This window comes from Mycobacterium colombiense CECT 3035 (genome assembly GCF_002105755.1).
Taxonomy (GTDB): Bacteria; Actinomycetota; Actinomycetes; order Mycobacteriales; family Mycobacteriaceae; genus Mycobacterium; species Mycobacterium colombiense.
On the sequence record NZ_CP020821.1, the window covers coordinates 4598150 to 4618779 of the forward strand.

Annotated in this window: 23 protein-coding genes; 15 read left to right on the top strand and 8 right to left on the bottom strand. The window is 69.3% G+C overall.

Features of this window, described 5'->3' with window-relative positions:
* The first annotated feature begins 88 nt into the window (after window positions 1-88).
* The 5 genes from ttfA (at window position 89) to B9D87_RS21600 (ending at window position 4114) form a co-directional block, all read left to right on the top strand.
* Window positions 89-967, top strand: a complete 879-nt coding sequence (gene ttfA, locus B9D87_RS21580) for a trehalose monomycolate transport factor TtfA (RefSeq protein WP_007768592.1) — start codon at window positions 89-91, stop codon at window positions 965-967.
* 57 nt (window positions 968-1024) lie between these two features.
* Window positions 1025-1801, top strand: a complete 777-nt coding sequence (locus tag B9D87_RS21585) for an SDR family NAD(P)-dependent oxidoreductase (protein WP_007768590.1) — start codon at window positions 1025-1027, stop codon at window positions 1799-1801.
* Window positions 1788-2327: an orotate phosphoribosyltransferase gene (pyrE, locus tag B9D87_RS21590; protein ID WP_007768588.1), complete on the top strand. Its 540-nt coding sequence runs from the start codon at window positions 1788-1790 to the stop codon at window positions 2325-2327. The genes B9D87_RS21585 and pyrE overlap by 14 nt, the downstream gene beginning before the upstream one ends.
* 237 nt (window positions 2328-2564) lie before the next feature.
* Window positions 2565-3467, top strand: a complete 903-nt coding sequence (locus B9D87_RS21595; RefSeq protein WP_040629361.1) for a hypothetical protein — start codon at window positions 2565-2567, stop codon at window positions 3465-3467.
* The gene (locus B9D87_RS21600) at window positions 3464-4114 is read left to right on the top strand and encodes a TrmH family RNA methyltransferase (RefSeq protein ID WP_007768582.1); all 651 of its coding nucleotides are present in this window, start codon (window positions 3464-3466) and stop codon (window positions 4112-4114) included. The genes B9D87_RS21595 and B9D87_RS21600 overlap by 4 nt, the downstream gene beginning before the upstream one ends.
* Window positions 4115-4121: 7 nt before the next feature.
* Here B9D87_RS21600 and B9D87_RS21605 read toward each other — a convergent pair whose 3' ends face one another.
* From B9D87_RS21605 to B9D87_RS21615, 3 genes are read right to left on the bottom strand one after another with little or no spacing between them, the layout of a single operon-like run.
* Complete coding sequence (locus B9D87_RS21605; protein WP_040629359.1) at window positions 4122-5015, bottom strand: NAD(P)-dependent oxidoreductase; 894 nt, start codon at window positions 5013-5015, stop codon at window positions 4122-4124.
* Entirely contained in the window at window positions 5005-5580 is a 576-nt protein-coding gene (locus tag B9D87_RS21610; RefSeq protein WP_007768575.1) for a VOC family protein, read from the bottom strand. The genes B9D87_RS21605 and B9D87_RS21610 overlap by 11 nt, the downstream gene beginning before the upstream one ends.
* A complete protein-coding gene (locus B9D87_RS21615) occupies window positions 5577-6362 on the bottom strand; it encodes an SDR family oxidoreductase (RefSeq protein WP_007768570.1) in 786 nt (261 codons plus the stop codon). The genes B9D87_RS21610 and B9D87_RS21615 overlap by 4 nt, the downstream gene beginning before the upstream one ends.
* Window positions 6363-6492: 130 nt before the next feature.
* Here B9D87_RS21615 and B9D87_RS21620 point away from each other — a divergent pair, with 130 nt between their 5' ends.
* From B9D87_RS21620 to B9D87_RS27740, 3 genes are read left to right on the top strand one after another with little or no spacing between them, the layout of a single operon-like run.
* Window positions 6493-7095, top strand: coding sequence for a helix-turn-helix domain-containing protein (locus B9D87_RS21620; RefSeq protein WP_007768569.1), 603 nt, complete (start codon window positions 6493-6495; stop codon window positions 7093-7095).
* 32 nt (window positions 7096-7127) lie between these two features.
* The gene (locus tag B9D87_RS21625) at window positions 7128-8267 is read left to right on the top strand and encodes a glycoside hydrolase family 76 protein (RefSeq protein WP_007768568.1); all 1140 of its coding nucleotides are present in this window, start codon (window positions 7128-7130) and stop codon (window positions 8265-8267) included.
* Window positions 8264-9616 carry a 3-oxoacid CoA-transferase gene (locus B9D87_RS27740; protein ID WP_007768567.1) on the top strand — a complete coding sequence of 451 codons (1353 nt, stop codon included), beginning with the start codon at window positions 8264-8266 and terminating at the stop codon, window positions 9614-9616. The genes B9D87_RS21625 and B9D87_RS27740 overlap by 4 nt, the downstream gene beginning before the upstream one ends.
* Before the next feature lie 12 nt (window positions 9617-9628).
* Here the strand turns inward: B9D87_RS27740 and B9D87_RS21635 are convergent, their stop codons facing one another.
* On the bottom strand, window positions 9629-10321 hold the full coding sequence (locus B9D87_RS21635) for a DedA family protein (protein ID WP_007768566.1): 693 nt from the start codon (window positions 10319-10321) through the stop codon (window positions 9629-9631).
* Between the two features lie 128 nt (window positions 10322-10449).
* On the opposite strand from B9D87_RS21635, the gene fbaA reads away from it, so the two are divergent.
* Window positions 10450-11481 carry a class II fructose-bisphosphate aldolase gene (fbaA, locus tag B9D87_RS21640; protein ID WP_007768564.1) on the top strand — a complete coding sequence of 344 codons (1032 nt, stop codon included), beginning with the start codon at window positions 10450-10452 and terminating at the stop codon, window positions 11479-11481.
* 87 nt (window positions 11482-11568) lie between these two features.
* Here the strand turns inward: fbaA and B9D87_RS21645 are convergent, their stop codons facing one another.
* Window positions 11569-12441 carry an Rv0361 family membrane protein gene (locus B9D87_RS21645; RefSeq protein WP_007768562.1) on the bottom strand — a complete coding sequence of 291 codons (873 nt, stop codon included), beginning with the start codon at window positions 12439-12441 and terminating at the stop codon, window positions 11569-11571.
* Between the two features lie 120 nt (window positions 12442-12561).
* Between B9D87_RS21645 and B9D87_RS21650 the strand changes: the two genes are divergently transcribed.
* A complete protein-coding gene (locus B9D87_RS21650; protein WP_007768560.1) occupies window positions 12562-12975 on the top strand; it encodes a DUF3151 domain-containing protein in 414 nt (137 codons plus the stop codon).
* Between the two features lie 4 nt (window positions 12976-12979).
* On the opposite strand, the gene B9D87_RS21655 is transcribed toward B9D87_RS21650, so the two are convergent.
* The 3 genes from B9D87_RS21655 to B9D87_RS21665 are packed head-to-tail and all read right to left on the bottom strand — an operon-like array spanning window position 12980 to window position 15371.
* Entirely contained in the window at window positions 12980-13876 is an 897-nt protein-coding gene (locus tag B9D87_RS21655; RefSeq protein WP_007768558.1) for a cation diffusion facilitator family transporter, read from the bottom strand.
* A gap of 40 nt (window positions 13877-13916) precedes the next feature.
* A complete protein-coding gene (locus tag B9D87_RS21660; protein ID WP_007768557.1) occupies window positions 13917-14699 on the bottom strand; it encodes a site-2 protease family protein in 783 nt (260 codons plus the stop codon).
* Window positions 14700-14708: 9 nt separating this feature from the next.
* A complete protein-coding gene (locus B9D87_RS21665; RefSeq protein WP_040629356.1) occupies window positions 14709-15371 on the bottom strand; it encodes a hypothetical protein in 663 nt (220 codons plus the stop codon).
* A 337-nt stretch (window positions 15372-15708) separates the two neighbouring features.
* On the opposite strand from B9D87_RS21665, the gene B9D87_RS21670 reads away from it, so the two are divergent.
* The 5 genes from B9D87_RS21670 to B9D87_RS21690 all read left to right on the top strand — a co-directional run bounded on the left by B9D87_RS21670 (window position 15709) and on the right by B9D87_RS21690 (window position 20621).
* Complete coding sequence (locus B9D87_RS21670) at window positions 15709-16611, top strand: histidine phosphatase family protein (RefSeq protein WP_040629565.1); 903 nt, start codon at window positions 15709-15711, stop codon at window positions 16609-16611.
* 169 nt (window positions 16612-16780) lie between these two features.
* Window positions 16781-18079: an adenylosuccinate synthase gene (locus tag B9D87_RS21675; RefSeq protein WP_007768553.1), complete on the top strand. Its 1299-nt coding sequence runs from the start codon at window positions 16781-16783 to the stop codon at window positions 18077-18079.
* On the top strand, window positions 18076-18723 hold the full coding sequence (locus B9D87_RS21680; protein WP_007768552.1) for a PaaI family thioesterase: 648 nt from the start codon (window positions 18076-18078) through the stop codon (window positions 18721-18723). Before B9D87_RS21675 ends, B9D87_RS21680 begins: the two co-directional genes overlap by 4 nt.
* A 40-nt stretch (window positions 18724-18763) precedes the next feature.
* A complete protein-coding gene (purT, locus tag B9D87_RS21685) occupies window positions 18764-20020 on the top strand; it encodes a formate-dependent phosphoribosylglycinamide formyltransferase (RefSeq protein WP_040629353.1) in 1257 nt (418 codons plus the stop codon).
* A gap of 160 nt (window positions 20021-20180) precedes the next feature.
* Window positions 20181-20621: a rhodanese-like domain-containing protein gene (locus B9D87_RS21690; RefSeq protein WP_007768547.1), complete on the top strand. Its 441-nt coding sequence runs from the start codon at window positions 20181-20183 to the stop codon at window positions 20619-20621.
* The last annotated feature ends 9 nt before the right edge of the window (window positions 20622-20630 follow it).

Consider the following 20630-nt stretch of genomic DNA (forward strand, 5'->3'; position numbering starts at 1 on the left):
CCGCGACACGCGGCCGGTGCCAGCTGTGATGGGGTTGTGACCTGGTCGCCTTCTGTGTTCCGGGCCAATAGCAGATACCCTGTTTTGGATGGTCCCCCTCTGGTTCACGCTCTCCGCGCTGTGCTTTGTCGGCGCGGGGGTGCTGCTGTACGTCGACATCGATCGGCGACGCGGTCGCAGCAGGCGCCGCAAGTCGTGGGCGAGGTCGCACGGCTTCGACTACGAGCGTGAATCAGCCGACATCCTCAAGCGCTGGAAGCGCGGGGTGATGTCGACCGTGGGCAACGTGGCCGCCCAGAACGTGGTGCTGGGTCAGATCCGCGGCGAAGCGGTCTACATCTTCGATCTGGAAGAGGTCGCCACCGTCATCGCGCTGCACCGCAAGGTGGGCACCAACGTCGTCGTCGACCTGCGGCTCAAGGGACTCAAAGAGCCACGGGAGAGCGACATTTGGCTGTTGGGCGCCATCGGGCCGCGGATGGTCTACTCCACCAATCTCGATGCCGCGCGCCGGGCCTGCGACCGCCGCATGGTCACCTTCGCGCACACCGCACCGGACAGCGCCGAGATCATGTGGAACGAGCAGAACTGGACGCTGGTCGCCCTGCCGATCACCAGCACCCGCACCGAGTGGGACGAGGGCCTGCGCACCGTGCGCCAGTTCAACGACCTGTTGCGGGTGCTGCCGCCGCTGCCCGAAGAGGCCCCGCAGGAAACCGGGGCGCCCTCGGGTCTGCGCAACGCCTCACCCAGCCGGCCGCTGGCCCCGGCGGGCCGCGCCGAGCTGCCGCCCCGGCGCGCGCAGCAGGACGTGGCGGGGCTGCTCGGTCCCGATCTGCAGCCCGGTCGTCGGGCCGCCGAGCCGGTGCGCCGCGACCAGCCTCGACCCGACGGGCGTTCGGAAACCGTTCGCCGCCCCCCGCCCTCCGGGCGCAACGGCCACCAGGCCAGCAACTACCAGCGCTGACGACGGGCCGCGGATGGCCCGGCGGCCGGCCACGCCGCCGTCATTAGGATGTCGCTCATGCCCCGCCCCGTCGCCCTGATCACCGGGCCCACGTCCGGAATCGGCGCCGGGTTCGCGCGACGCTACGCCGCCGACGGCTACGACGTGGTCCTGGTCGCCCGCGACGTCGACCGCCTGACCAGGCTGTCCGACGAACTGCAGCAGCACTCCGGCCGCGTCGAGATCCTGCCCGCCGACCTCGCCGATGCCGCGGGCCGGCAACGGGTCTGCGATCGGCTCGCGGCCGGGGAAGTGCGCGTCCTGGTGAACAACGCCGGCTTCGCCACCTCCGGCGACTTCTGGTCCGCCGACCCCGCGCTGCTGCAGTCGCAGCTCGACGTCAACGTCACCGCGGTCATGCACCTGACCCGCGCGGCCCTGCCGGCCATGCTGGAGGCCGGCGCCGGCACCGTCATCAACATCGCCAGCGTCGCCGGGCTGGTGCCCGGGAGAGGGTCGACGTACTCGGCGTCGAAGGCGTGGGTGATCTCGTTCAGCGAGGGCCTGTCCGTCGGCCTGCAGGGCACCGGTGTCTCGGTGCACGCCGTGTGCCCGGGCTACGTGCACACCGAATTCCACGAGCGCGCCGGGATCGACATGGCCAGGTCGCCGTCGTTCATGTGGCTCGAGGTCGACGACGTGGTCAACCAGAGCCTGGCCGATGTCGCCCGCGGCAAGGTGATCAGCATTCCGGGCCTGCAGTACAAGGCGATCATCGCCGCCGAGCGCCTGATGCCGCGGACCCTGATGCGGGCGGTCACCAAACGAATCGGGAGTGGCCGTGGCCGGACCTGACCGCAAAGAGCTGGCGGAGCTGGTGTCGCGCCTGTCGGTGGTGCACGGCCGGGTCACGCTGTCCTCCGGCAAGGAGGCCGACTACTACGTCGACCTGCGCCGGGCCACGCTGCACCACCGCGCCTCGGCGTTGATCGGCACGCTGATGCGCGAGCTGACCAGCGACTGGGACTACGACGTGGTCGGCGGGCTGACCCTGGGCGCCGACCCGGTTGCCACCGCCGTCATGCACGCACCGGGCCGGCCGATCGACGCCTTCGTCGTCCGCAAGTCGGCGAAAACCCATGGGCTGCAACGCCTTATCGAAGGCTCCGAGGTTTCCGGCAAGCGCGTCCTGGTCGTCGAGGACACGAGCACCACCGGCAACTCCGCGCTGACCGCGGTGCGCGCCGTCCGGGAGGCCGGCGGCGACGTGCTGGGGGTGGCCACCGTGGTGGACCGCGCCACCGGGGCCGCCGAGGCCATCGAGGCCGAAGGGCTGCCCTACCGGAGCGTGCTCGGCCTCGCCGACCTGGGGCTGAGCTAGTTGCCGGCGGAACTTCGTAAGTACCAGGTATCGCATGCGCCGCAGGTGCCCCCGGCGCGGGCGATGTTCGTTGTGCCCGCCTCACAGCGACAAGGACGACGTCGGAGCGCACAGCGACAAGGACGTCGTAGCGCGCGGGCGTCCGAGCTGTCGCTGAAAGGCGGGCAATTCGCCCATTCCCTACAGCGGGGAGCGCTGGGGCGGAGTTGCGTCGGCTTGACCCCGAGCCGCTGAATCATGCGTACCGCCCTTGCGATAGTCGCGTGCGTGGTGGCCTGCCTGGCGGGCTGCTCGTCCCCCAGCCGGCCCGTGCGGCCCTACGGCGCCCAGGGCGCGCGGTTCGGGGAATCGCTGGCCCTGCTCGGCTGGAACATGTCGGTGTCGAATCTGCGCTGGGACGGCGAGTACGTGCTGGTCGACGTTGACGCGAGCCCGACGTCGGCCAAGGACCCGCACGCCAAGCCCGAGGACATCCGGTTCGGGCTGTACGGCGCGCTGGCCCACCCGATGGAGGTCGCGGGCCTGGGCAGCTGCGACGCCGCCAAGATCAGTGCGCGGGACATTCCCGCGCCGCTGTCCGCGCCGCGCGACCGGCTCACCGGCACGGTTTGCCTTGGGCCGCTGAAGGATCGAAGCCAGGTGCGCGGTGTCTACGGCTACTCGCCGCGCGATCGGATCCCGAACAGTTCGTCGGCCTACCCGGTCGCCTTCCCGGTGGGGCTGCTGCCCACCAACCCGAACGACAGCGGCGGACTGGCGGTCAAGACGGCCAGCCTGTCGGCGTGGCGGGCCGACGGCACCCCGGTGACCAAGACGCAGCTGGGCGACCCCGGGGCATTCACCGGCAACGGCTACATGCTGCTGGGGGTGGAGGCGACGGCCATCGCGGCCCGCTACCGCGACGAGTCCGCCGCGCGCGGCGGCCCGATGATGCTGCTGGCCTCGCCGACCCTGCCCGGCCCGGGCTTGAACCCGGCCTGCGCGACGTACGGCTCGTCGGTGCTGATCCTGCCCGACGCCTCGCTGGACTCGGTGCACGTCAACGCGTCGCTGTGCACGCAGGGCGAGATCAACGACGCGCTGCTCTACGCGACGCTGGCCATCGACGGCACGCACGCCGGTGTGTGGACGCAGCGATGAGCGAACCACCCGGGCCGACCGAATGGGCCGTGGCACCGCCCGCCGGCGTCGGGCCGTGGCCGGGCGAGCCGCCCGACGACCCGCGGTATGACCCAGTCCTGTTGCGCGAGGGCGACACTCGCAACGTCGTCGACGCCTACCGGTACTGGTCCCGGGAAGCGATCATCGCCGACATCGACCGGCGCCGCCATCCGCTGCACGTGGCGATCGAGAACTTCGGCCACGACGCCAACATCGGTTCGGTGGTGCGCACCGCCAACGCCTTCGCGGTGCACACCGTGCACATCGTGGGGCGGCGACGGTGGAACCGCCGCGGCGCCATGGTGACCGACCGCTATCAGCGGCTGTGCCACCACGACAGCACCGCCGAGCTGCTGGCCTTCGCTGCCGACGCCGGGCTGACCGTGGTCGCGGTGGACAACGTGCCGGGCGCGGTGCGACTGGAGGAGGCCGCGCTGCCGCGCGAGTGCCTGCTGGTGTTCGGGCAGGAGGGGCCGGGCATCACCGACGACACCCGGACGGGCGCGGGGCTGACGGTATCGATCGCGCAGTTCGGCTCGACGCGCAGCATCAACGCCGGCGTCGCCGCCGGAATCGCCATGCACACCTGGATCGAGCAGCACGCCGATCTCTCACGCGCCTGGTGAGGGCGCCTCACCTGACGTCGCCGAGGCCGGCCGCTCGTGCGGCCACCTCATATAAGGCGGCGTAGTCGCTTTGGCCATACCCGTGGCCGACCGCCGTCTGAATGAGCTGGTAGGTGGTCGCTGCCACGGGCATCGGCACTTCCAGGGCGCGAGCCGCCGTCAGCCCCAAATCGAAGTCCTTGCGGAGGTTTTCGGTGGTGAACGTGGGCTCGTAGTCTCGGGTGCGGATGATCTGGCCCTTGCTCCCGATGAAACTCGAGCCCAGCACCGAACCGTCGATGAAATCCAAGAACGCCGAAGGGCTCACGCCCCCCTTCTCCGCCAGAGTCGTTGCCTCGGACAGCGCCTCGGTGATTATGCCCACAAGTAGGTTGTGCGCCAGCTTGACCAGACGCGCCTCTTCGCCCTCTCCTGCGTAGGTCACGCTGGGCGCGATCGTTTCCAACAAGGGGCGCACCGTGTCGAAGGCCTCCGCCGGCCCGGAGGCGATGATGGACCCACGTCCCTGGGCGACCATGCCCGGATTGCCGCTGATCGGCACCGAAATGAACGCGACGCCATGACGCGCGGCCTCGGAGCGCACCTCGGCACCGGCGTCGGCGGACACGGTCGAGGTGTCCACCATGATGCCGGCCGGGGGCATCGCGCCCAGCAGACCGTCCGGCCCCAGGGTCACCGCAAGAAGGTCCGGCGAGGAGGTCACCGAGGTGAACACGATGTCGCAGCCGCCGAGCTCGCCGATGGAGTCCGCGCGGGTTGCGCCCGATTCGACCAGCGGCGCGGTTTTCGACGCCGTGCGATTCCAGACCACCACGGCATGGCCGCCGGAAATCAGGCGTTCGGCCATCGCCGTGCCCATTCGGCCCGTTCCCAGCCAGCCGATGTGACGGTCAGTCGTCATCGTTATCCCCTTTCGCAGCAACATCTTTCGCGCGTGCCACCAGCGTGGGCGGAGTCGACTGCCCGGGTTGTGGCCAATTGCCGAACGCTTCCGCGTAGCTGTGGCTCATCAACTCGAGCACGGTCCCCCACGGGTCGGCGACGTAGGCGAGCCGCCACGGACGTCCGGGAACGAATTCGTACGGCTCCGCCAGGACGGTGCCGCCATGATCGGTGACGCGCCGCACCATGCCCTCGACGTCGGGGTGCGTGATGCACAGGTGCCAGAGCCCGCGGTCGAGCCAGGGCACCGGCTCGTCCGACCGACCGCGGGTGGGAGGGTCGAGGAACTGGAACAGTTCGATGCCCACGTAGTTTCCGGTAATCAGATGCGCCTGCCAGGCTCGGCGGAACGTGTTGCCGAAGACGGACGCGGCCTCTGCGTTCCCGGTGGCCTCGAGCACACGCGGGCCCATGATGCAGCGGAAGCCGAAGACGTCGCCGTACCAGTCGATCGCGGCGAAGACGTCCGGCACCGTGAGCCCGACGTGGTTGATCGCGAGTGCGGCCATCGATTCGGTCGTCATGCGGGGCTCCCTTGCGAATTGCGTTCCCACGGCCAGCTTTCGGCGTCCCAGCTGTTCTGCAGGTCGCGGTAGAAGGGCGCCTGGTCGCCGGACAGCGACGCCTTCACCTCGCGGGTGAATGCGTCCGCTAGCACCTCCTCGTCGCCGTGCCGGATGGCGTCCAGGGTCTGGCTGGCGACGTCGTGGGGGGAGATCATGGTGTCGGACACCGTCGCCGCCATATCCGTGTCGATCCAGCCCGCGTGCACGGCAACGACTAAGGTTCCCTGCGAACGCAATTCGATGCGGGCCGCGTTGGTCAGGGCCCACTCGGCGGACTTGGATGCCCCGTATGAACCGTTGAATGGCGACGTCAACCAGCTGGCCACCGACACTATGTTGACCAGCACGCCACCACCCTGGCTGGCGAGCACCGGCGCGAACGCGCGGCACATTCGCAGCGTGCCGAAGTAGTTGGTTTCCATCTCGTCGCGGGCCGCGCTCAGGTCGGGCGAAGCCAGCAACGGCGTCCGCAGCATTGCCCCGGCGTTGTTGATCAGAACTGAGACGTCGGCACAACGCTGCGCCGCAGCGCGGACATCGTCCGGTTTGGTGATGTCCAGCCCGAGCGGAACAGCCCGATCGTCCTCGATGGAGATCGTGGCCGGATTGCGCGCCGCGGCATAAACTTTCGCCGCGCCGCGGTCGAGCAGTTCTCGCACCAACGCTTTCCCGAGCCCGCGGTTGGCTCCCGTCACCAACGCATGTGCACCGGCGATCGCAACTCCGTTATCTGTTTCCATCTCGACACCTCCCTTGTGTTTAGAATAATGAACACTATGTGCAGTATCAAGTTCAACCCTGCGCAAAAACGATTTATCGCAGCGGATCACCGTAAAACCTGGTGTACGGTTTACTGCACAAGGAGGTGGCATGACGGAGGGCCTTGGTGCACGGCTGCGCCGGGTGCGCATCGAGCGCGGAATTTCAGTGCGGGAACTCGCCCGACGAGCGGGCTGCTCTGCCAGCCTCATTTCGCAGGTCGAGCGCGGGATCACCACGCCGTCCGCGAGCGTGGTCTACTCCCTGGCGAGCGAGTTGGGTGTCTCGCTGGACTCCCTCTTCGACGTCGCGCCGCATCCGGAACTGCGCGCGTGGGGCCGTGCCGACGGCCCCGATGGGGCCGGCCTCGTTCAGCGGGCGGCCGACCGCCGGGCGATCGATCTCTTCACGGGTGTTCGCTGGGAGCGCCTCACGCCCAACCACGACGACAAGGTCGACCTCCTTGAGGTCGTCTACGCTCCGGGCGGTCAGTCCTCCGACAACGGGCGGGCCGTGCGCCACGACGGGCGCGAATACCTGCTCGTCCTGCAGGGTGAACTGGAGGCCGTCATCGGCTTCGATACCCTGCTACTCGCCGAAGGCGATTCGCTGGCGTTCGACCCGGCGACACCGCACCACTACCGAAACCGCACGTCCGATGTGGTTCGGGTGCTCTCGCTGGTCGTCCACGATTCCGCTCATAGCGCCCACTGAGCGCACACCTCGGTAGGGCAGGATCGACAGGTATGGATCAGCTCTGGGCCAACCGCGCGGCCAGCAGCGAAGCCGCTGTCACCCAACGACACCTGAGGCGGCTGTGGGGGCTGCCCGCGACCCAGCTGGGCGTGGTGGCCTGGCCGGCGACGCGGCGCCACCGCTGGTTCGGCACCTGGCACTACTGGTGGCAGGCGCATCTGCTGGACTGCCTCATCGACGCCCAGACGCGCGATCCGCAGCCGCACCGGCACACCGAGATCAACCGGCAGGTCCGCTCGCACCGGCTGCGCAACAACTTCTCGTGGACCAATAGCTACTACGACGACATGGCCTGGCTGGCGCTGGCGCTCGAACGCGCCGCCCGGATCGCCGGCGTCGAGCGCAGCCGCGCACTGCCCAAGCTCGCCAACCAATTCCTCAGGGCGTGGGTGCCCGAGGACGGCGGCGGCATCCCGTGGCGCAAGTCCGACCAGTTCTTCAACGCCCCGGCCAACGGACCCGCCGGGATCTTCCTCGCCCGCTACGGGGACCATCTGAAACGCGCTGAGCAGATGGGCAATTGGATCGACCAGACGCTGATCGATCCGGAGACCAACCTGGTGTTCGACGGCATCAAGGCCGGCTCGCTGGTGCGGGCGCAGTACACCTACTGCCAGGGCGTGGTGCTCGGGCTGGAGACCGAGCTGGCCGCCCGCACCGCCGTCGAGGTCAGGCAGCGCCACGCCGCGCGGGTGCACCGGTTGGTCGCGGCCGTGCACGAACACATGGCGCCGGCGGGCGTGCTGGCCGGCGCCGGTGGCGGCGACGGCGGCCTGTTCGCCGGGGTGACCGCCCGCTACCTGGCGCTGGTGGCCACCACGCTGCCGGGGGAGTCGGCCGACGACGTGCTGGCCCGCGACACCGCCAAGCAGATCGTGCTGGCCAGCGCGAAGTCGGCCTGGGACAACCGGCAGACGGTGGACGGGCTGCCGGTGTTCGGCCCCTTCTGGGACCGCGACGCCCAGCTGCCCACGGCCGGCGGCAAACAGGCGGAGTTCGTCGAGGGCGCGGTGATGGCGTCCGAGGTCCCCGAGCGGGACCTGTCGGTGCAGCTGTCGGGGTGGATGCTCATGGAGGCCGCCTGTAACGTCTCCGCCGAGTCGGCGCACGAGAACAGGAGCACCCTGTGAGCAACAAGGTCCACCACGACGCGGAGTCGGCCCTGGACGGCCTGCTGAAGGACGGCATCACCATCGCCGCGGGCGGCTTCGGTCTGTGCGGCATCCCCGAGAAGCTGATCCAGGCTCTGGTCGACAGCGGCATCAAGGACCTCACGATCGTCGGAAACAACGCCGGCGTAGACGATTTCGGCATGGGGCTGCTGCTCAAGGGCCGGCAGGTGAACAAGGTGATCGCCTCCTACGTCGGCGAGAACAAGGAGTTCGAGCGCCAGGTGCTGTCCGGCGAGCTCGACCTGGTGCTGACGCCGCAGGGCACGCTCGCGGAGAAGCTGCGCGCAGGCGGCGCCGGCATCCCCGGCTTCTACACCCGCACGGCCTTCGGCACCAACCTCGCCGAGGGCAAGGACACCAGGGTCTTCGACGGCACCGAATACGTTCTGGAAGAAGGCATTCGGGCCGACGTCGCGATCGTCAAGGCGTGGAAGGGCGACACCGCGGGCAACCTCGTCTACCGCAAGACGGCGCGCAACTTCAACCCGATGATCGCCACCTGCGGCGCCATCACCGTCGCCGAGGTGGAGGAGCTGGTCGAGGTCGGCGAGCTGGACCCGGACCTGATTCACACCCCGGGCATCTACGTCGACCGCATCATCGAGGGCACCGGCTACGAGAAGCGCATCGAGTTCCGCACCACCAGCGGCGGCGCCGCGCTGAAGAGCGACAGCCCGGTGCGCGAGCGGATGGCCCAGCGCGCCGCCCGGGAATTGCGCGACGGCTTCTACGTGAACCTGGGCATCGGCATCCCGACGTTGGTGGCCAACTTCATCCCCGACGGCATCAAGGTGACGCTGCAGTCGGAGAACGGATTGCTCGGCATCGGGGCCTACCCGAGCGAGGACGCGATAGACCCCGACCTCATCAACGCGGGCAAGCAGACCATCACCAGCCTGCCCGGGTCCAGCTTCTTTTCCAGCGCCGATTCCTTCGCGATGATCCGCGGCGGCCACATCGACCTGTCCATCCTGGGCGCCCTGGAGGTCGCCGAGAACGGCGACCTGGCCAACTGGATGGTGCCCGGCAAGATGGTCAAAGGACCAGGCGGCGCAATGGATTTGGTGTCCGGCGTCAAGCGCGTGATCGTGCTGATGGATCACACCGCGAAGGACGGCAGCCCCAAGGTGCTCAGCCAGTGCTCGCTCCCGCTGACCGGCAAGAACGTCGTTGACATGATCATCACCAACCTGTGCGTGTTCGACGTCGAGCCGGGGCAGGGTCTGGTGCTCACCGAGCTGCAGCCCGGCGTCACGGTCGAGGAAGTTCGTGCCAAGACGGGCTGCGACTTCAAAGTCGCGGTCTGAGCCCGCGGCCGGCTACTCGGCCGCCGGCAGCCGCTCGGATTCCCGGCCGTCTGAGCTCGTCGCCTGCTTGCGCCCCCGGTAGCTTCGCCAGGCCGCAACGAACACCGGCGTCAGCGAGACGACCAGGATCGCCAGCAGGATCTTCTGCAGGTTGTGGTGCACGAACGGCACATTGCCCATGAAGTACCCCGCCAGCGTCACGCCGCCGCCCCAGAGGATGCCGCCGACGATATCGAAGCCCAGGAACACCGGGTAGCGCATGTAGGACACCCCGGCCACCACCGGTGTGAACGTCCGGATGAACGGCGCGAACCGGGCCAGGATGATCGCCCAGGGCCCGTACTTCTCGAAGAACGCGTGCGACTCGGTCACGTGGTGCTTCTTGAAGAACCGCGAGTCTTCCTTCTTGAACAGCGCCGGGCCGATCCGCCGGCCGATGAAATATCCGGTCTGATCGCCCAGTATCGCCACGGTGGCGACGGCGGGCGCCAGCACCCAGATGCTGGCCGGCGGGTTCGGGTGCGCGGCCAGCAGGCCGCCGGTGAACAGCAGCGACTCGCCGGGCAGCAGCGGAAACAGCAGCCCGGTCTCGATGAAGACGATGACCAGGATGCCGGGCAGCACCGCGGACCCGAAGACGCCGTCGGCGCCCAACCAATACATCGGGTCGAAGATGTGGGGCAGGGCCGTCACGGCGGTGCTCATGATCCCTCAACATACCGGCGAAACGACCCTGGTCCGCACAAAGGCCGGGCTAACCCGCGCGCCGGTCCGCCGGGTAGCTGCCGAGCACGCATCGTGGTTGGGTAGGAGCAGCCGTCAGGAGGTGTCTGATGCCCATCGCAACACCAGAGGTCTACGCCGAGATGCTGCGACGCGCCAAGGACGACTCGTATGCCTTCCCGGCGATCAACTGCACCTCGTCGGAGACGGTGAACGCGGCCCTCAAGGGCTTCGCCGACGCGGGCAGCGACGGGATCATCCAGTTCTCCACCGGTGGTGCCGAATTCGCGTCCGGGCTGGGTGTCAAGGACATGGTGTCCGGCGCGGTGGCTCTGGCCGAGTTCGCTCGCCCGATTGCGGCCAGATACCCGATCAACGTTGCGCTACACACCGACCACTGCCCCAAGGACAAGCTGGACACCTATGTCCGCCCGTTGCTGGCGATTTCGGCCGAACGGGTGGCCGCGGGCGGGGATCCGCTGTTCGGGTCGCACATGTGGGACGGCTCGGCGGTGCCGATCGACGAGAACCTGGCGATCGCCCGGGAACTCCTCAAGGATGCGGCGGCCGCCAAGATCATCCTCGAGATCGAGATCGGCGTGGTGGGCGGCGAAGAGGACGGCGTCGCCCACGAGATCAACGACAAGCTCTACACCACGCCGGACGACTTCGAGAAAACCATCGACGCGCTGGGTCACGGCGAGCAGGGCAGGTACCTGCTCGCCGCCACCTTCGGCAACGTCCACGGCGTCTACAAGCCCGGCAACGTCAAGCTGCGGCCCGACATCCTGGCCCAGGGCCAGCGGGTGGCGGCGGCCAAGCTGGGGCTGCCCGAGGATGCCAAGCCGTTCGACTTCGTCTTCCACGGCGGTTCCGGTTCGCTGACGTCGGAGATCGAGGAGTCGCTGCGCTACGGGGTGGTGAAGATGAACGTGGACACCGACACCCAGTACGCGTTCACCCGTCCGATCGCCGGTCACATGTTCGCCAACTACGACGGCGTGCTCAAGGTCGACGGTGAGGTCGGCGTCAAGAAGGTCTACGACCCGCGCAGCTACCTCAAGAAGGCCGAGGCCTCGATGTCCGAGCGGGTGGTGCAGGCCTGCACCGACTTGCACTGTGCCGGAAGGTCATTGGACTGACAATGGCTCGAGTGTGCGGCTGGCCGCACACTCGGCACCCAGCGTGCGGCTGGCCGCACACTCGGCGGGAGCCGACGGGCAACGGGGCTAGCCGCTGGCGGACTGGCAGACCTTCCACTGGTCGTCGCGGTACTGCAGATCCATGCTGCGGGTGGAGCGCAGCTGCGGGTCATACGCCATGAACGTGGTGACGTTCGCCTCGGCGTGCTGGCCGTTGACCACCACCTGATCGATGCTCGCGATCACCGGATACTGCTTGGCCGCCGACACCCGCCGGTAGGTCTCGTCCCAGGCGTGCTCGTCGTAGTCGGCGTAGCCGTCGCGGGTGGTGCCGCAGGTGATGGTGCGCAGGGTGGTCAGGTCACCCCGCTGGATCGCGACGTCGAAGTTCTGGATGGTGTGCCGAACCTGGTCTTCCTGCGACACGTTGGTGTGTTTGCCCCGGGTCAGCAGCACGGTGCCCAGGATGGCGATGGCCGCCAGCGCCAGCACGATCACGACCAGCGCCAGCACCCAGCCCCAGTTGATCTGCCGGGAGGTGCGCAACTTCCCGCCGAGCCGGGGTGGGATCGATTGCGGGACAGCGGGTTTCGGTGGGACGCCGAACTGTGCGGTGCCGTCCTGGCCCGGCGGCGTCGCGAAGACCTCGGTGGCGGGCTCGGCCGTCGTGGAGATGATCGCGGTTTCTTTGGCGTCGAAGCCCGGCGCGGTGAACCGGCGCTCGCGCTGCGGCCCGTCCGGCGTTTCCTGCGGGCCGCTGTGCGGGTCGGGTCTGTTGATCACCACGGTCTCGGTCTCGGAGTCGCCGGGGACCATCGGGACGCTCTCGGTGGCGTCGCCTCCGCTGTCGAAGCCGGACTCGGCCCCCCACTCGTCGCTCGGTTCGTTGCGAGACTCGCGTGGGTCGAACCCGGGCCGTTTCGGTGTGCCGCCGCGGCCGGGTTCGGATGGGTTGGGCATGAGTACTACTGTCCTCCCGCTTCGTGGGGTAGTTGCAGAGCTTAGCGACCGAGTCGCCGGCTCGGGGCGATGGCCGAGGTGCGTCACGCGGGCAAAAGGAGCGAGCTGCAGAATAGAGCCATGACGCCGATGGGAGACCTGCTAGGACCCGACCCGATCCTGCTGCCCGCAGACGCCGAAGCCGAGGCCGAACTGCTGGCCGGTGAGAAGCCCGGCATCGTCGCGGCCGCCCATCCGACGGCGTCGGTGGCCTGGGCGGCGCTGGCCGAGCGGGCCCTGGCCGACGACCAGGCCATCACCGCCTACGCCTACGCCCGCACCGGCTATCACCGCGGCCTGGACCAGCTGCGCCGGAACGGGTGGAAGGGCTTCGGCCCGGTGCCCTACTCGCACGAACCCAACCGCGGCTTCCTACGGTGTGTGGCGGCCCTGGCGCGGGCCGCGGACACGATCGGCGAAACCGACGAGTACTCGCGGTGCCTGGACCTGCTCGACGATTGCGACCCTGAGGCGCGCCCGGCGCTCGGTCTGTGACGCGTTAAAAGCTGTCCGAGCAATCGGTGTCGTCGGGGCAGTCGATCTGAACGGTGGCGTGCTCGAGCCCGCGCGCCGATAACACCGCGCGCGCGTCATGCAGCACCCGCGCGGAGTCGCCGGCGCTGATCAGGTGCGCGGTGCACATGTCCTTGCCCGGCGACAGCGTCCACACGTGCAGGTCGTGCACGTCGATCACCCCGTCGACCGCGCCGAGCGCGCTGCGCAGTTCCTCGACGTCGATGTGGGTCGGCGACGATTCGGACAGGATCCGCAGCGCGTCGCGGGCCAGTGCGATGGCCCGCGGTAGCACCCAGAGCGCGACCAGCACCGCCACCACCACGTCGGCGTAGGGCCAGTGTGTGGTCACGGTGACCACACCGGCGATCAGCACCCCCAGGCTGCCCACGGTGTCGGCGACGACCTCCATGTAGGCGCCCTTGACCGCGAGGCTGCCCGACGAGTGGGAACGCAACAGCAGCGCGACGGCGAAGTTGGCGGCCAGCCCGGCCAGCGCGACCACGATCATCGGCACGCCGGGGACGGCCGGAGCTTCGCTGAGTCGCTGGACGGCCTCGTAGAGGATGAACGCCGCCACGCCGATCAGCAGCCCGGCGTTGGCGACGGCGGTGAACACCTCGGCGCGGTGCCAGCCGTAGGTGCGGGCTGGCGACGCGCTGCCCCGGCGGGCCAGCGTGACGGCGGCGAGTCCCATGAAGACGGCGACGACGTCGGTCAGCATGTGGCCGGCGTCGGCCAGCAGGGCGATCGAGTTGATCAGCAACGAGGTGATCAGTTCCACCACGAAGAACGCCGCCAGAATCGCCGCGGCCATGATCATGCGCGGGATCAGCCGAGCGTCGTCCGTCTCGGCCGGGGTGTGGTTGTGGCCTGCGCCCATGGCCGGAAATATATGCGTAATAACGCATATATGGCAAGGGTCAGAACCAGCGGCTCCAGAAGCGGGTCAGCGCGTTGCCCCAGCCCACCAGGACGTCCGGCACGCCGGACGCGTCGAACAAAGACAACACGACCCCGAAGAACCAATGGTTGAGCACGGGTGCCAGCAGCAAGAACAGCAGGATGACGAAGCCCCACTGCTTGGCCGGCGCCAGCGCGCGCTGGGTCTCGGGACTTAGATGCGGTTCCAGGGCGTCGTATCCGTCCAGGCCCGGGATGGGCAGCAGGTTCAGCAGCACGGCGGTGAGCTGAAGGAACGCGAGGAACGCCACCCCCGACCACAGCACCACGTGCGCCGGGTCGAAGAACAACCGCGTCGCCGCCAGCAGCAGCGCCGCCAGCACCAGGTTGGCCGCCGGGCCCGCCAGGCTGACCATGGTGCGCCGAGCGGGCGTCATGAACCAGGTCCGCACGTAGACCGCCGCGCCGGGCAGGCCGATCCCGCCCAGCAGGATGACCACCATCGGCAGCGCCAGCGACAGCCCGGGATGGGCGTAGCGGCGCGGGTCCAGGGTCAGGTACCCGCGCACGGCGTCGTCGTGATCGCCGAACCGCCAGGCGGTCACCGCATGCCCGAATTCGTGCAGGCACAGCGACACCAGCCATCCCGCGATCACGAAGACGAACACCCCGGCGTAGGCCAGGGGACGGGTGCTGATCCCGGCCGACCAGGCCAGCGCCGCGCCGACACCCGTCAGCGCTATCAGGCCCAGGAAGATCGGGCTGGGCCGTACCGATTCGCGGCGGGAGGAGGGGAAGCTCACCGATCGAAACTAGCCGACCAGCAGCCAGCCCTCGATGTTGCGGTAGAACGCCGAGCGGCGCACGGCGCGCGGCGCGGCGACGCCGTCGCGCACCACGGCGGCGCCCGTGCTGCCCAGCTGGGCGGCGCGGCCGGTGACCCAGCGCGGCCACGGCCGGCCGAGGCCTCGGCCCGCGACCGCCGCCCGCAGGCCCGGTGCGGCCGGTATCGGCTCGACCCATACGCCTTCGACGTCGCCGTCGAACAACGTGGTGTCGTCGACCACCGCCTCGCCGTGGATCGACCGCGCGCCATCCGCCGGCACCCAGCCGGCCCGCCCCACGACCACCGACCCGGTCTCGTCGCGGATCAACGTCACCCGGCGCGCCGCACCCCGCCGGGCCCGCAGCGCCGCCCGGAATCCGGCCGGCAGGCGGTAGACCCGCGTGGCCCGGGTGCGGCGGCGCGGCACGTAGGCCACCTCGATGTCGAGCCGCTCGGCGCGCAGCAGCCGGGTCAGCACCGCGGCCAGCTCGGCGTCCCCGCCCAGCACGATCAACCGCCGGTACGGACCGATCGCGGCATCGATATCGGTTTCATCGACGACCCGGTGGGTTTGTATGCCCCGCAACGGTCGGTAGCTTCGCCGCCGGCCGAAGAGAAGTGTTACGGCGGCTCGATCTCCTTGCGTCACAGCCTATCCAATCGAGAAGCAGCCAAAGTCGTTGTCTTTCAACATCTCTGGCCGGGCATGAGTCCCGATGCCGAGTTGTCTCGCCATAACGACACGGTCACAACATGGTGTCGGACTGCGAAAGTTGTTGCAACGCCGCCGGGAATCAAGCGGATACTTTACTCCTGCCACAGGGCCGACGTTGCGCGGAATCCCGCCACGAGTGGTTGAGGGAACGGAGAATGACCATTCGCCGACTTACCGCCATCTTGTCAACCGCGCGAACCGCATTGCTCGTGCCGGGTGCCGGCCCCACACGCCTCCGGTGCTGACGAAGCCGCTGCGCCCCGTTGGCGCCGTGCTGCTTTCGATTGTCCTGCTGTGCACCGCATCCGCGACAGCCGCGGCGGACGAATCGATCGTGATCGACCTGGTGCGACACGGGCAGTCGACAGCCAACGCGGCGAGCCTGATCGACACGGCGCCGCCGGGCGCCTCGCTCACCGCGCTCGGTCAGCAACAGGCGCGGACCGTCGCCGGCGTTCTCGCGGCGAAGGGTCCGGTCGCCGCGATCTTCGCGTCGCAGCTGATCAGGACGCAGCAGACCGCGGCGCCGTTGGCGGCCGCGCTGGGGATGAATGTCCAGGTGATGCCCGGGCTCAACGAGATCGACGCCGGCGTTTTCAACGGCATGCCGCAGATCAGCCTCGCCGGGCTGGCCTATCTGCTGGCCCCTGTCGCGTGGATGCTCGGGCTGCGCATCGTGCCGATGCTGGCTCCTGGCTCCGCCGACCCCAACGGTTACGAGTTCCACAAACGTTTCGACGGCGCGCTCCAAACGATGTACGGCAACGCGGCGACCAGCGCCAGCGGCTTCAACGGCATGCTCACGACGATGTACGGCAGTGCGCTTGCCAACCCGGTCCGGGCGGCGGACGGCAGGATCACCGAGGTCGCGTTCTCCAGTGAATTCGACATCGGTATCGGGACCATGATGACCGTCAGAAACCCCATACAGTTGCTCCTGCTTTTCGATCCGCTGCCCAACGGCGGCATCGTCGAGATCGAGGGCAATCCCCACGATGGCTGGACGCTGGTCAGCTGGAACGGGAAACCGGCGTGGTCCGGTTGGGCGGCCAAGCGGCCCAACCGCGGCGCCAACGGCCTGTGCCTGATGCTGGACCCGGCCACCAGGACCGGCGTCTGCGCGGCCAAGCCGCCCTCGCCGGCCGGCGCTCAGGTCGCGGCGCCGTACGGGTGAGGTCGGCCAGCCGGCTTTACCGGCTCTGTCACACCGGTCTCACCGCGTCCTGGCTTAAGCTGATTTGCCCGGCTCCTCAGCTGGCCATCGGCGGCCCGCAGGGTCGCCAGGCTAGGGTGGGTCACCGGCTGGAACACAATACGCAGGCGAGATCAGGTTGGAGCGTGTCATGCCGGCAATCGTCCTCATCGGCGCCCAATGGGGCGACGAGGGCAAAGGTAAGGCCACCGATTTGCTCGGTGGGCGCGTTCAATGGGTGGTGCGCTACCAGGGCGGCAACAACGCGGGGCACACCGTCGTCTTGCCCACCGGCGAGAACTTCGCGCTGCACCTGATCCCGTCCGGGGTGCTCACGCCCGGCGTCACCAACGTCATCGGCAACGGCGTGGTGGTGGACCCGGGTGTGTTGCTGGACGAGCTCAAGGGCCTCGAAGACCGCGGCGTGGACACCTCCAGGCTGCTCATCTCCGCCGACGCGCACCTGCTGTTGCCCTACCACGTGGCGATCGACAAGGTCACCGAGCGCTACATGGGGAACAAGAAGATCGGCACCACCGGCCGCGGCATCGGCCCCTGCTATCAGGACAAGATCGCGCGCATCGGCATCCGGGTGGCCGACGTGCTGGATCGGGAAGTGTTGACGCACAAGGTCGAAGCCGCGCTGGAGCTGAAGAACCAGATCCTGGTCAAGATCTACAACCGCAAGGCGCTGGATCCCCACCAGGTGGTCGAGGCGCTGCTGGAGCAGGCCGAGGGCTTCAAGCACCGCATCGCCGACACCCGCCTGCTGCTCAACAAGGCGCTCGAGGCGGGCGAGGCCGTGCTGCTGGAGGGGTCGCAGGGCACCCTGCTCGACGTCGACCACGGCACGTATCCCTATGTGACGTCGTCGAATCCGACGGCGGGCGGCGCGGCCGTGGGTTCGGGAATCGGCCCCACCCGGATCACCGCGGTGCTGGGAATCCTCAAGGCCTACACCACCCGCGTCGGCTCGGGCCCGTTCCCCACCGAGCTGTTCGACGAGAACGGCGAATACCTGTCCAAGACGGGCGGCGAATTCGGCGTCACCACCGGCCGGCGCCGGCGCTGCGGCTGGTTCGACGCCGTCGTCGCCCGCTACGCCACCCGGGTCAACGGCATCACCGACTTCTTCCTCACCAAGCTCGACGTGCTGTCCAGCCTGGAGACGGTCCCGGTGTGCGTCGGCTACCAGATCGACGGCGCGCGCATCCACGAGATGCCGATGACGCAGAGCGATTTGGCGCGCGCCGAACCGATCTACGAGGAGCTGCCCGGGTGGTGGGAGGACATCTCGCACGCCCGGGAGTTCGACGACCTGCCCGCCAAGGCGCGCGACTACGTGCTGCGGCTGGAAGAGCTTGCCGGGGCACATGTTTCATGCATCGGCGTGGGGCCCGGGCGCGAACAGACCATCGTGCGCCGCGACGTGCTGGCGGCCCGTCCGTGACGGATGCCGCCCAGGACGCCAAAGACCTCGACCCCGAATACGAACACCACGGCGGCTTTCCCGAATACGGGGTGGCCGACCCCGGGCCCGGCTTCGGGCGGTTCGTGGCGGCCATGCGCCGGCTGCAGGACCTCGCCGTCTCGGCCGACCCCGACGACGCCGTGTGGGACGACGCGGCCGACCGCGTCGCCGCGCTGACGGAGCTGCTGGGCCCGTTTCAGGCCGCGGTGGAGGGCCGGGCGCCGGCCGGGCGGACGCCGGGCCTGCCCGGCATGGGCAGCCTGCTGTTGCCGCCGTGGACGTTGACGCGCTACGAACCGGACGGCTGCGAGATGCAGGGCCAGTTCACCCGGTTCCACGTCGGCGGCAATTACGCGGTGCACGGCGGCGTGCTGCCGCTGTTGTTCGACCACATGTTCGGGATGGTGTCGCACGCCTCGAACCGGCCGATCAGCCGCACGGCGTTCCTGCACGTCGACTACCGCAAGATCACCCCCATCGACGCGCCGTTGGTGGTGCGCGGACGGGTCACCCGCACCGAGGGCCGCAAGGCGTTCGTCTCCGCGGAACTGGTCGACGCCGACGGCGCGCTGCTGGCCGAGGCCAACGGCCTGATGGTGCAGTTACTCCCAGGCCAGCCCTGACGCGGGCCGGGCACACACCGAGCCGACCTATCCTTGACCCGTGACTGACGGCGTGACCGACGGACGGGACGACGAAACGACGGCGCTCGTCGTGCCCCAGCAACCTCCCGCGCGCGCCGAGGCCCAGCCGGACGCTCCCCCCGACGGCAGGCCGACGGTGGTGCTGCTGGGTTCCGGCGAGATCAGCCGGGAGCTGGCGATCGACCTGGGGCGCCTCGGGGCCCGGGTGATCGCCGTCGACGCGCGCCCGCACGCACCCGCGCACAAGGTGGCCGACCAGGCCCTGGTGCTCCCGCTGTCCGACGCCGCCGAGCTGTCCGCGGCGCTGCAGCGGCTGCAACCCGACTTCGTGGTGACCGCGACCGACGCCGTCGCCGCCGGCGCCCTCGACGCGCTGGCCACCGGGTCCGGCACCGACCACACCGAGCTGGTGCCCAGCGCCCGCGCCGTGCGCCTTTGCGCCGACCGTGAGGGCCTGCGCCGGCTGGCCGCCGACGAGCTGGGGCTGCCCACCGCGCCGTTCTGGTTCGTAGGGTCGCCGGGCGAACTCGAGGCGGTGGGCGCGCACGCCGGATACCCGCTGTTGGTCAAGCCGGTGGCCGGACCGACCGGGCCGGGGCAGTCGGTGGTGGCGCGGCGCGAAGACCTCGGGCCGGCGTGGCAACGCGCGGTCGGCGGCCACACGGGCCCCGGACAGCCGCGGGTGCTGGCCGAAACGGTGGTCGAGGTCGAGTTCTCCGTGACGCTGCTGGCGGTGCGCAGCGACGGGCCGGCGGGTCCGGCGATCGAATTCTGTTCGCCCATCGGTCATCGCGGCTCCGCCGGGCAGGTGCTGGAATCCTGGCAACCCCAGAAGATGAGCCCGGCGGCGACGGACGCCGCGAAGTCGATCGCCGCGCGGATCGTCAAGGCGCTGGGCGGGCGCGGCGTCTTCGCCGTCGAATTGATGATCAATGGCGACGAGGTGTACTTCGCCGACGTCACCACCCACCCGACCGACAGCGCCTGGGTGACGCTGCGCAGCCAGCGGCTCTCGGCGTTCGAACTGCAGGCCCGCACCATCCTCGGCCTGCCGGTGGACACCATGATGGTGTCGCCGGCCGCCGCCCGCGCGATCGACCCCGTCGACTCCCACGACCCCGCCGCGCTGGCCGGCGCGCTCAGCGTGCCCGAAAGTGACCTGCGCGTGCTCGGGCGGGGCTACCGGGCGTTGGCGACGGCGCCGGAGGTGGCGGCCGCCCGCGAGCGCGCCGGCCAGGTCGCCGGCCGGCTGGCCGCGCCGGGGCCGCGCGGCTGAGCCGTTTCGCGCGAACCCACCGCCCCCAACGGGCCGCGGCGACGGCCTCGATACGATCGCAGGTCAAGGTATCGCTGCGGGTACGGGGGCAATCCGGCCGGGGCTTGACCGCTCGGGCGCGGATAGGGTGGCTGACAACGAGCAACGAGGGAATACGAGCATGAGCACAGAGCGGGCACACTCCTACGCCGGGGACATCTCTCCGCTGGAGGCATGGAAGCTGCTCAGCGACAACCCCAACGCCGTGCTGGTCGACGTGCGGACCGACGCCGAATGGCAATTCGTCGGTGTGCCCGATCTGTCCAGCCTCGGCCGCGAGGTGTTGTTCCTGGAGTGGAACACGTCCGATGGACGGCACAACGCGAAGTTCGGCGACCAGCTGCGTGAGCAGGTGCCGCCGGCCGAAGGCGACGCGCAGCGGCCGGTGCTGTTCCTGTGCCGCTCCGGACACCGTTCCATCGGCGCCGCTGAGGCCGCGACCGAGCTCGGCATCACACCGGCCTACAACATCCTGGACGGCTTCGAGGGCCACCTCGACGCCAACGGCCACCGCGGCGAAACGGGTTGGCGGGCCATCGGATTGCCATGGAAACAGGGTTGAACAGGGCTG